This window comes from Synechococcus sp. CCAP 1479/10 (assembly GCF_019038515.1).
Lineage (GTDB): Bacteria > Cyanobacteriota > Cyanobacteriia > PCC-6307 > Cyanobiaceae > Cyanobium.
This window is the reverse complement of sequence record NZ_JAFKRJ010000002.1, coordinates 1-9,723: the sequence shown is the minus strand read 5'-3', so window position 1 is coordinate 9,723 and position 9,723 is coordinate 1. Positions and strand designations below refer to the sequence as shown.

The window sequence follows — 9,723 nt, the reverse complement described above, 5'->3', positions numbered from 1 at the left end:
CGGCACCGGCAACATGAAATTCATGATGAACGGCGCCCTCACCATCGGCACCCTCGATGGCGCCAACGTCGAGATCCGCGAGCAGGTGGGCGATGACAACTTCTTCCTCTTCGGCCGCACCACCGAAGGCATCGCCCAGCTGCACGACCACTACAGGCCCTGGGAATGGATCGCGGCCGATCCCCTGCTGGCGGAGGTGTTCGACCTGATCGGCCGGGGGCACTTCAGCCAGGGGGACACGGACCGCTTCCGGCCCCTGACGGACCAGCTGCAGGGGAGCGACCCGTTCTTCGTGCTGGCCGACTTCGCCTCCTACCTGCAGGCCCAGGCCAGCGTCAGCGCCACCTGGGCGGACCGCAGCCGCTGGAATCAGATGGCCCTGCTGAACACCGCCCGCAGCGGCTTCTTCTCCTCCGATCGGGCCATCGGTGAGTACGCCCGCAGAATCTGGGACGTGGCCCCCTTCCCGGTGACCATCGGCGGCTGAAGCCTCAGCCCGCCGCCCCCGGCATGAAGCGCCGCTCGTGCGGGGCTCCCTTGAGCATGCGGTTCCAGTAGATCCAGGGCAGCACGTCCTTCTTGACCACCCACATGCTCCAGCGCTCCTGGGTGGGATCGAGGGGGAAGGAGGGAACGGGCTGGGCGTCGTAGTTGAACTCGGCCATGATCACGCGCCCGTAGCCGGTGATCAGCGGGCAGCAGGCGTAGCCGTCGTAGCGGGCCGCCAGGGGCTGGCCATCGAGGTGGGCCAGCAGGTTGGCCACCAGCACCGGCGCCTGGCCCCGCACCGCCGCGGCGGTCTTGGAGTTGGGCAGCGAGGAGACGTCGCCGAGGGAGAAGACGTTGGGATGGCGCACGTGCTGGGTGGTGAACTTGTCCACATCCACCCAGCCGCCCGGACCCGCCACCGCCAGGGGGCTGGTGGCCACCACATCGGGGGCCGCCATCGGCGGTGTGACGTGCAGCATCCCGAAGGGAAGCACCTCTTCGCGCACCGTGTCCCCGTCCTTGACGGCGAACACCGCCTCCTTGCTGGCGGCACGCACCTCCTTGAGGGTGTGCTGATAGTGGGGCTCGATGCCGCGGCGGGCCACCACCTGGCGCAGGGGTTCGGCGAAGGTGGGAATGGCGAAGATCCCCGGTGTGGCGGTGGCATAGATCACCCGGGTGGCCGCCGCGACCTCTGGCGAGCGCTTGAAGACGTCGTCGGCCAGATACATGATCTTCTGGGGCGCCCCGGCGCACTTGATCGGCGTGTCGGGGAAGGTGAAGATCGCGTTGCCGCCGCGGAAGGCCTGGATCGTCTGCCAGGTGTAATCGACCAGATCCTTGGAATAGTTGCTGGTGATGCCGCCCGTGCCGAGGGCCTCCGGCAGACCCTTGATCCGATCCCAGCAGAGCTTGATGCCGGTGGCCACCACCAGCGCGTCGTAATGGAGCGTTTCGCCGTCGCTGCTGGTGACGGTGCCGGCCACCGGATCGAAACCGGCGGCGGCGGCGCGGATCCAGCGCACCCCCTCGGGGATCAGATCGGCCTCGGCGCGGCGGGTCTGCTCGAGGGTGAAGACGCCGGCGCCCACCAGGGTCCAGCCGGGTTGGTAGTAGTGGTCGGGGGAGGGCTCCAGGATGGCGATCTCCAGACCGGGCCGGGCCCGCTTGAGCTGGCTGGCCACGGTGAGGCCCGCAGCCCCTCCGCCGACGATCAGGATCTGGTGATGGGCCATGGAACGGAGATCAGACGCGGAGGGCCCGGCAGCGGCGAGGGAGAAATGTCACGCTCGCTACCTTCGCCGGCACCGTGGCACCAGACTGAAGGTATCGAGATCCGGAGCAGGGAGATGTTCTTGAAAGTACGCCACAACGATGACGCCAGCCTTGTGGAGGTGCTGAACGTCAAGCAGTTGTTCAACCCCTTCGACACCCTGGTCGAGGCCCGTCTCCACGGCGGCGAGGAGATGCAGGATCCCCAGGAGTACGCCAAGGCCGACCTGTTCTTTCCCTCCGGGGAGGCCCTGCCCCGCTGCTGGCTCGATTCCCATTACCAGAGCTGAAGGCCAGCCGAGGCCAGCGCTGCTAAGACGCCTCCATGGCGTCCCATTCCCACCAGCACCCACCGCACGAACACGGGCATCCGCACCGGCAGGGTTCACCCCGGGCCTTCTTCTGGGGTGTGCTGCTGAACAGCGCCCTCTCGGGGCTGCAGCTGGCGATCGGCATCGGCTTCGGCTCCCTGGCCCTGATCGGCGATGCCATCCACAACCTCGGTGACGTGGCGGGCCTGCTGTTCGGCTGGGGGGCCGAACGGCTCAGCGCCCGGCCGGCCACGGCCCGTTTCACCTACGGCTTCGGCCGCAGCACCCAGCTGGCCTCGCTGATGAACGCGGCCCTGATCCTGATGGCGGCCGGGGTGGTGATCGTCGAAGGGGTGCAGCGGCTGCTGGATCCGGTGCCGGTGGTGAGCGGCCCGGTGGCCTGGGCGGCGGCGGCCGGCATCGTGATCAACCTGCTCTCGGCCCGGCTGTTCGGCACCGGCCACCACCACGATCTGAACCGGCGGGCGGCGGTGGTGCACCTGCTCACCGATGCCGCCGTCTCGGCCGCGGTGCTGGTCAGCGCCGTGCTGGTGGGGCTGGTGGGCTGGAACTGGCTGGATGCGGCCACCGCCATCGGCGTGGGACTGGCGGTGGCCTGGAGCGGCTGGGAACTCCTGGGGGAAGCCCTCAGCGCCAGCCTCGACGCCGTGCCGCGGGGGATTGACCTGGCCGCGGTGGAGGCGGCCCTGCGCGCCCTGCCCGGCGTGGAGAACGTCCACCATCTGCACGTCTGGGGCATGAGCACCTCCCGCACCGCCCTCACGGCCCATCTCGTCGGCCGCGGTGATGGCCCGCTGGATGGGGAGCTGCTGTCCCTCGCCCAGCAGCGCCTCGCCCAGCTGGGCATCACCCACAGCACCCTCCAGATCGAGGCGCCGGGGAGCTGTGTGGAGGACGGGGCCCACCAGCCTCGATAGGCTGCTGCAGATCCGCTGCAGCGGCCGCCTTGCTGATCTCGCCTTCGCTGCTGCCGAGCCACCTGGTGCCCCGGCTGAAAGGACGGGCCCGACGGGGGCTGGAGCGGGGGCTGGCCGCTGCCGGCCTCGGCCTGGTCAAGCTCGATCCCCCAGACTCCGCCGCCCACCGGGCCGCCGAGCGCCAGCGGACCCTGCAACGGCAGATCCTGGATCGCCATGACCAGCAGTCGATCTCCGATGTGGAGGCCCTCAACGACCGGTATCGGACGCCGGTCTTCGGCAGCCTCCGCCCGATGGATCTGTTCCGGATGCTGGGGGAGTGCCTGGATCCGACCGACAATCTGCTGGGCTGCGCCAGCCAGCTGACCCACAGCCTGCAGATGATCGAGGCGATGGTCAGCGATGGCGTCCTCGACGACGATCTGCTGCTGCTGGCCCTCCTCCATGACCTCGGCAAGCTGCTGCTGCTCGCCGGTGAGGACCCGGCCAACGTGGTGGGCACCAATTCCATCCTCACGCCCAAGGCCAGAACCGGCCTCGACCAGCACATCTGCCAGTGGAACCACTGTGAATTCGGCTACCTGCGGTTCCGCTCCTTTCTGCCGCCCCATCTCAGCTGGACGATCCGCTACCACGGCCTCAAGAACACCAACCCCATCGACTACATGGATGCCAGCGATGAACAGCACTTCAACGGCATCATGAAGCGCTTCCGCCACTACGACACGGCCTCCAAATCCATCGACATCCGACCCGAAACCCGCCTGGACGACTACCGAGATTTCATCGAATCGAGACTTCCCGATCGCATCGTTTTCTGATCCGTCCGCAGGCTTTTCATCATGCGTTTTCTTGTGGTTGGATCCGGCTTCGCCGGCGCCGTTCTGGCCAGGGAACTTGCCGATCACACCGACCACCACATCGATATTGTCGAAGCCAGGGATCACATCGGCGGCAACTGCCACACCCACAAGGAACAGGAAACAGGCATCACCGTGCATACCTACGGTGCCCATATCTTTCACACCAGCGATCTTGGCGTCTGGAACTACGTGCAGCGCTTCACGGAGATGATGCCGTTCATCAACCGCCCCAAGGCCAGCATCGACAAGGGAATCTTCAGTCTGCCCGTCAATCTTCATACCATCAACCAGTTTTTCGGCAAGAAGTTCTCACCATCGGAAGCCCGGCAGTTCGTCGACTCCATCCGACGCCATGACATCGAACAGCCTCGGAACTTCGAAGAGCAGGCCCTGCACTTCATGGGCGATGAGCTCTACCATGCGTTCTTCCATGGCTACACGAAGAAACACTGGGGCTGCGAGCCACAGCAGATCCCGGCCTCCGTGCTGAAGCGGTTGCCGTTGCGTTTCAACTACAACGACAACTACTACTCCTCGATTTACCAGGGCATCCCCAGAGATGGATACACCGCCGTCTTCGAGCGGCTCATCGACCATCCCCGCATCTCCCTGAGCCTCAACCACCGCTGGCAACCCTCCGATGGCCAGCCCTATGACCATGTGTTCTACTCAGGCCCCCTCGATGGCTTCTTCGGCCACCGGCGGGGCCGGCTCGGCTATCGCACAGTCTTCTGGGAGCGGCAGATCGAAACAGGGGATACCCTGGGCCATCCCGGGATCAACTATCCCTCGCTGGATGTGGGCTTCACCCGCCGCAGGGAGCACAAGCATTACGAATACTGGAAACAGCACGACAAAACAATCGTGTTCACGGAATACAGCAAAGAAACGGGCCTCGAGGATGAGCCCTACTACCCCAAGCGCCTAGCGGCCGACAAGGCCCTGATGCACGGTTACCTGGGCGATTGCCTGCAGACGGACAAGACCAGCTTCATGGGCCGACTGGGGCTGTACAAATACATGGACATGCACCAGGTGATCGCCGAGTCCCTTTCCCTGGCAAGGGAGTTCATCGCATCGATCACTTCAGGGCAGCCCAGGCCCATCTTCCCCGAGGCCTTTCGCCTCAGCCTCTCATAGCTTGTCTCCCACCACCCCCGGGCCTTCCTCCTCCAACTGGAACACCAGCCCCCGGTTGCGTCGGGTGATGGCGGGATCGGTGCCGCGGCAGGCCGGGTCGGGACACAACCGCAGGCTGTTCCAGGCGTACCACTTCAGCGGGAAGGAGCTGACGCGCGGGGAGTTCCGCATGCCGTCACAGATCATGAAGTCATACCCGTAGACCACCGGCTGGCCGGTGAACCAGGCGTACAGCTGACGGCATCCGGCCTGGGTGAGGGTATAGGCGTGGGTGCAGAAGAGCGGGCAAGTCACGATGTCCTGCAGGATCGGCGTCGGCCTGGAGACCAGGCGGCGGGAGACCGACCTCAGGCGGGGATGGCGATCGATGAAGCGGAAGGGACTGGGCCAGGGGAGTTCCTCGTAGAGGATCTGGGAACCGAGAAACAGCAGGTCCCAATCCGCAGGGGTGGCGTCATGGAAGGCCCTGGCATGGGTCGCCCAGATGGGCGGGAAAAAGACGTCGTCTTCGAAGATGTGCAGCAAGGGCAGGTCCCGCTCGATGGCATGGGCCAGCAGGCCCAGGTGGGAGAGCAGGGACCCCTGGGAGCCGCGACGGGCCGGGAAGCGATCGACATCCATTGGCCTGCCCAGGCCGTGGCGCTCGAACAGCGCCTCGAGATTTTCCGATCGGGCATCCACGGCGGGCCAGATCGAGACCCGGGTGAAGCCGGCTTCCCCCAGGCGCTCGAGCAGCCCATCGCGCCGATCGGGACGACGCTCAAGATTGATGCAGAAGGCTGGGGCCTCCAGTAACGCCTGCCAATGCCCCATGGCTGTCCCGTCGTGCCGACGCGAACGTTAGGGAACCGGCTCGGGCCCGACCCGAAGCGGGCCGTTGCCGGTCACGGCTCGGTCCTGGCCGCCTTCTTGTCCTGCTCCAGAAGCTGCTCCACCAGGAGCTTGAGCAGCAGCGACACGATCGCCACGCCCCCCAGCACCATCGCCGCCCCGAAGGCCAGCTCGGTCTGGTAGTTCTTGTAGGCGTCCTCCACGAACAGGGGCAGGGTCTGGGTGAGGCCCTCGATGTTGCCGCTGACCACGGCGACGGCTCCGAATTCGCCCAGGGCCCGGGCCGTGGTGAGGATCAGGCCGTAGAGGGCGGCCCAGCGCACCGAGGGGAGCGTCACCTTCCAGAACACCTGCCAGTTGGTGGCCCCCAGGGTGCGGGCGGCCTCCTCCTGCTCCCAGCCCTCCTCCTCCAGCAGGGGGATCACCTCCCGGGCCATGAAGGGGAAGGTGACGATGATCGTGGCCAGCACGATCCCGGGCCAGGAGAAGATGATCTTCCAGCCCAGGCTCTCGATGACACCCCCCAGCAGGCCATGGGTGGGGCTGTAGAGCAGCACCAGCATCAGGCCCACCACCACCGGTGAGATCGAGAAGGGCAGATCGATGACGCTCAGCAGCAGGGCCTTGCCCCGGAACTGGCGGCGGGCGATGGCGGTGGCTGCGGCCAGGCCGAAGATGACGTTGCAGGGCACCGCCACGGCGGTGGCGAACAGGGTGAGGCGCAGGGCCGAGATCAGTTCGTAGGACTGGAAGTTCTCCAGGAAGGGGCCCAGCCCCTTGGCAAAGGCGGAGGCCACCACGCTCAGGGCTGGCAGCAGGATCACCACCCCCACGTAGAGGCTGGCGACCAGGGGAATCAGGATCGCCGGCAGATCCAGGCCCTGGCGGCGGGATCGCTTGCCTGGAGCGGGCGTGGGCCTGGGGCTCTCCAGGGTGGGAACAACGATGGTCATGGCGGAAAGCCGGTGGCGGGAACGGAAGGCGGACAGGACAGGGGGTGAAGGCGGAGCCAGGTGGCGGGATCAGGCCGCATCGCCCTGATAGCGCTGGCCCCACACCTGCAACAGGTTGATGACCAGCAGGCTCAGCAGGGAGAAGATCAGCATCACCGCGCCGATCACGGTGGCGGCATCGAAGTCGTATTCCTCCAGCTTCTGGATGATCAACGTGGGGGTGATCAGGTCCCGGAAGGGCACGTTGCTGGAGATCATCACCACCGAGCCGTACTCACCCACGGCCCGGCTGTAGCCCTGGGCCACGCCGCCGAGGATCGCCGGCAGGAGCTGGGGCAGCACCACCCGCAGGGTGGTCTGGAGCGGCGTGGCCCCCAGGCACCAGGAGGCCTCCTCCTGCTCCTTCTCGAGGGAACGCAGCACGGGCTCCACGGTGCGCACCACGAAGGGCAGGGAGATGAACACCATCGCCACGGTCACCCCCGGGGCGGCGAAGGCCACCTTGATGCCGAAGGCCTCATGGAGCGGCTGGCCCAGCCAGCCGTTGGTGCTGTACACGGCCGTGAGGGCGAGTCCGGCGACGGCGGTGGGAAGGGCGAAGGGCAGATCGATCAGGGCATCGAGCAGGCGCTGACCTGGAAAGCTGCAGCGCACCAGCGCCCAGGCCACCACCAGCCCGAAGACGCCGTTGATCACGCTGGCCACCAGGGCCAGGCCGAAACTCACCTTGTAGGTGGCGATGGCCTCCGGCGTGGTGGCCATCTCCCAGAAACCGGCGGGCCCCACTTCGGCGGCCCTGAGCAGCATGGCCCCCAGGGGCAGGAACAGGATCAGGCCCAGATAGGTCCAGGTGATGCGCCAGGGCCAGCTGGGCAGCGCCAGGGTCGGCGGGCGCCAGCGACGCAGGAGGGCGGGGGTCATCGGGGCAGGGGGATGGCGCGCTTCAACGGCGTCAGACTAAAGGACGGTTCAGCGGTGCGCTTACCGGTATAGTCGGATCCTCCCAGCCACCCAGGCCGTTTCGATGGGCATCCGCGTCGCCAACGTCAGCAAGAACTTCGGCGATTTCCGCGCCGTCGACGACGTCAGCGTCGACGTGGACAGCGGCTCCCTGGTGGCCCTGCTCGGACCCTCCGGGTCTGGCAAGAGCACCCTGCTGCGACTGATCGCCGGGCTGGAGGAGGCCGATGCCGGCCGCATCTGGATCACCGGCGAGGAGGCGACCGAGCGGTCGGTGCAGGAGCGCCAGGTGGGCTTCGTCTTCCAGCATTTCGCCCTGTTCAAGCACCGCAACGTGCGCCGCAACGTGGCCTTCGGCCTCGAACTGCGCCGCTGGAAGCCCGAGGCGATCCGTCGGCGGGTCGACGAGCTGCTCGACCTCGTGCACCTGCGGGGCTACGGCAACCGCTACCCCTCCCAGCTGTCCGGCGGGCAGCGCCAGCGGGTGGCCCTGGCCCGCGCCCTGGCGGTGCAGCCCCGGGTGCTGCTGCTCGATGAACCCTTCAGCGCCCTCGATGCCAAGGTGCGCAAGGAACTGCGGGCCTGGCTGCGCAATCTCCACGACGAGATGCACGTCACCACCGTGATCGTCACCCACGACCAGGAGGAGGCCATGGAGGTGGCCGATCGGATCGTGGTCATGAACGAAGGCCGGGTGGAGCAGATCGGTTCCCCGGCGGAGATCTACGACCATCCCGCCTCCCCGTTCGTGATGAGTTTCGTGGGCGCCGTCAACGAGCTGCCCAGCGGCTCCCTGCCCGTGCGGCGCGATGCGGTCCCGCCGCTGCCGGCGGAGGGCCGAATCTTCGTGCGCCCCCACCATGTGCAGGTGCATGCCACCCCCCAGCCGGGCACCGTGCCGGCCCGCCTGCGGCGCCTCACCCACATGGGCCGCGACCTGCAGGCGGAACTGGTGCTCGACTCCGAGGAGGTGGTGGTGGCCCAATTCCCCCGGGAAGAGGTGGACTACGCCAACCTCAAGCCCGGCGACCGACTGCATGTGATCAGTCGCCAGGCCCACGCCTTTCAACCGGATTTTTCGATCTGATCAGTCGCTCACCGCAGTGGCGGCACGGCGCCGCGGAGGTTCGGAATGAACCTCCGCCAGACGGGCATCGGCGAGGTACTGGGCCACGGCCAGGGGATCCTGGTGGCGCAGCAGCTCACCGTTGCGAAAGACGAGGGTGAAGCGCTGGGGCTGGGGCTCATTGAGCCTGGAGCGGAAGTACTGGGCAGCCATGACGGTGGTTGTTGAAGAACAGAAAGGACGCTGAAAATGGGGCGCCGAATAGTCGGCGCACTCAGGGGATGCTGACCATCAGGTCGGTGTCGCTCACCTGATGCAGCAGACCGAGGCGCTTGAAATGGTTGAGGGTCTTGGTGACCGTCACCCGGGTGAGGCCGCAGATCTCTGCCAGGGCCTGATGGGTGAGGTTCATGTCCCGCAGGGAGAGGCGGTAGCCGCGGCTGCTCACCTGCCCGAAGCGGATGCCGATCCAGCGCAGCAGCCGCAGCAGCCGTGAGTCGGCGCCGCGGACCCGGTTGATCTCGAACAGCTCTTCGGTGTTGCGGATCTGGTGATGCAGGAAGGCCAGGATCTCGGCCTCGCTGGGATGGCCCTGCTCCACCACCACCGTGGACAGGCACTGGATCTCCACCGGACGCAGGGTGGAATAGGCGTTGGTCACCCAGTCACCCGGGCCCCAGAGGCCGAGGGTGAAGGATTCGCCCTCCTCGTCGTGGGAGGCGGTGCGGATGTAGCCGTCCTGGATCTTCCAATGAAGTCCGTCGGGCAGGACGTCATGGGGCAGGAGCGTGAGGCGGAGGGTCTGGGGCGTACGTGAGGTGGTCATGGCCGCAGGCGGAAAGCGATGGGGTGGGGGGGTTCAGGGCAGAGCGGACGGCCAGCCTTCGGCTGGCGACAGCC

The 9,723-nt window shown here is 66.8% G+C and carries 12 protein-coding genes; 6 read left to right on the top strand and 6 right to left on the bottom strand.

What is annotated here, in order from left to right:
* A partial coding sequence (locus KUG39_RS00540; protein ID WP_216912029.1) for a glycogen/starch/alpha-glucan phosphorylase occupies positions 1-487 on the top strand: 487 nt, incomplete at its 5' end.
* A 4-nt stretch (positions 488-491) separates the two neighbouring features.
* Here the strand turns inward: KUG39_RS00540 and KUG39_RS00535 are convergent.
* Complete coding sequence (locus tag KUG39_RS00535; protein WP_216912027.1) at positions 492-1,724, bottom strand: NAD(P)/FAD-dependent oxidoreductase; 1,233 nt, start codon at positions 1,722-1,724, stop codon at positions 492-494.
* A gap of 114 nt (positions 1,725-1,838) precedes the next feature.
* Here KUG39_RS00535 and KUG39_RS00530 point away from each other — a divergent pair, with 114 nt between their 5' ends.
* The 4 genes from KUG39_RS00530 to KUG39_RS00515 are packed head-to-tail and all read left to right on the top strand — an operon-like array spanning position 1,839 to position 5,013.
* On the top strand, positions 1,839-2,051 hold the full coding sequence (locus KUG39_RS00530) for an acetyltransferase (RefSeq protein ID WP_190612072.1): 213 nt from the start codon (positions 1,839-1,841) through the stop codon (positions 2,049-2,051).
* 35 nt (positions 2,052-2,086) lie between these two features.
* The gene (locus KUG39_RS00525; protein WP_216912025.1) at positions 2,087-3,010 is read left to right on the top strand and encodes a cation diffusion facilitator family transporter; all 924 of its coding nucleotides are present in this window, start codon (positions 2,087-2,089) and stop codon (positions 3,008-3,010) included.
* Between the two features lie 29 nt (positions 3,011-3,039).
* Positions 3,040-3,831, top strand: a complete 792-nt coding sequence (locus KUG39_RS00520; protein WP_216912023.1) for an inositol oxygenase family protein — start codon at positions 3,040-3,042, stop codon at positions 3,829-3,831.
* 21 nt (positions 3,832-3,852) lie between these two features.
* Positions 3,853-5,013, top strand: coding sequence for a UDP-galactopyranose/dTDP-fucopyranose mutase family protein (locus KUG39_RS00515; RefSeq protein WP_199297204.1), 1,161 nt, complete (start codon positions 3,853-3,855; stop codon positions 5,011-5,013).
* Here the strand turns inward: KUG39_RS00515 and KUG39_RS00510 are convergent.
* The 3 genes from KUG39_RS00510 to cysT all read right to left on the bottom strand — a co-directional run bounded on the left by KUG39_RS00510 (position 5,008) and on the right by cysT (position 7,718).
* Positions 5,008-5,826, bottom strand: a complete 819-nt coding sequence (locus tag KUG39_RS00510; RefSeq protein ID WP_216912022.1) for a glycosyltransferase family 25 protein — start codon at positions 5,824-5,826, stop codon at positions 5,008-5,010. The genes KUG39_RS00515 and KUG39_RS00510 overlap by 6 nt on opposite strands.
* A 71-nt stretch (positions 5,827-5,897) precedes the next feature.
* Positions 5,898-6,797, bottom strand: coding sequence for a sulfate ABC transporter permease subunit CysW (gene cysW / locus KUG39_RS00505; RefSeq protein WP_216912021.1), 900 nt, complete (start codon positions 6,795-6,797; stop codon positions 5,898-5,900).
* Between the two features lie 69 nt (positions 6,798-6,866).
* Entirely contained in the window at positions 6,867-7,718 is an 852-nt protein-coding gene (cysT, locus tag KUG39_RS00500; RefSeq protein WP_190612081.1) for a sulfate ABC transporter permease subunit CysT, read from the bottom strand.
* Positions 7,719-7,821: 103 nt separating this feature from the next.
* On the opposite strand from cysT, the gene KUG39_RS00495 reads away from it, so the two are divergent.
* Positions 7,822-8,844 carry a sulfate/molybdate ABC transporter ATP-binding protein gene (locus KUG39_RS00495; RefSeq protein WP_216912020.1) on the top strand — a complete coding sequence of 341 codons (1,023 nt, stop codon included), beginning with the start codon at positions 7,822-7,824 and terminating at the stop codon, positions 8,842-8,844.
* Here the strand turns inward: KUG39_RS00495 and KUG39_RS00490 are convergent, their stop codons facing one another.
* Both KUG39_RS00490 and KUG39_RS00485 read right to left on the bottom strand, forming a co-directional pair.
* Positions 8,845-9,036, bottom strand: a complete 192-nt coding sequence (locus KUG39_RS00490; RefSeq protein ID WP_094584003.1) for a hypothetical protein — start codon at positions 9,034-9,036, stop codon at positions 8,845-8,847.
* Between the two features lie 61 nt (positions 9,037-9,097).
* Complete coding sequence (locus tag KUG39_RS00485) at positions 9,098-9,649, bottom strand: Crp/Fnr family transcriptional regulator (protein ID WP_106222534.1); 552 nt, start codon at positions 9,647-9,649, stop codon at positions 9,098-9,100.
* Between the last annotated feature and the right edge of the window lie 74 nt (positions 9,650-9,723).

Bases quoted from the DNA above. Each gene is read 5' to 3' on its own strand.
- KUG39_RS00485 (WP_106222534.1), bottom strand. From the start codon at position 9,649: ATGACCACCTCACGTACGCCCCAGACCCTCCGCCTCACGCTCCTGCCC.
- KUG39_RS00510 (WP_216912022.1), bottom strand. From the start codon at position 5,826: ATGGGGCATTGGCAGGCGTTACTGGAGGCCCCAGCCTTCTGCATCAAT.
- KUG39_RS00530 (WP_190612072.1), top strand. From the start codon at position 1,839: ATGTTCTTGAAAGTACGCCACAACGATGACGCCAGCCTTGTGGAGGTG.
- KUG39_RS00535 (WP_216912027.1), bottom strand. From the start codon at position 1,724: ATGGCCCATCACCAGATCCTGATCGTCGGCGGAGGGGCTGCGGGCCTC.
- KUG39_RS00525 (WP_216912025.1), top strand. From the start codon at position 2,087: ATGGCGTCCCATTCCCACCAGCACCCACCGCACGAACACGGGCATCCG.
- cysW (WP_216912021.1), bottom strand. From the start codon at position 6,797: ATGACCATCGTTGTTCCCACCCTGGAGAGCCCCAGGCCCACGCCCGCT.
- KUG39_RS00515 (WP_199297204.1), top strand. From the start codon at position 3,853: ATGCGTTTTCTTGTGGTTGGATCCGGCTTCGCCGGCGCCGTTCTGGCC.
- cysT (WP_190612081.1), bottom strand. From the start codon at position 7,718: ATGACCCCCGCCCTCCTGCGTCGCTGGCGCCCGCCGACCCTGGCGCTG.
- KUG39_RS00495 (WP_216912020.1), top strand. From the start codon at position 7,822: ATGGGCATCCGCGTCGCCAACGTCAGCAAGAACTTCGGCGATTTCCGC.
- KUG39_RS00490 (WP_094584003.1), bottom strand. From the start codon at position 9,036: ATGGCTGCCCAGTACTTCCGCTCCAGGCTCAATGAGCCCCAGCCCCAG.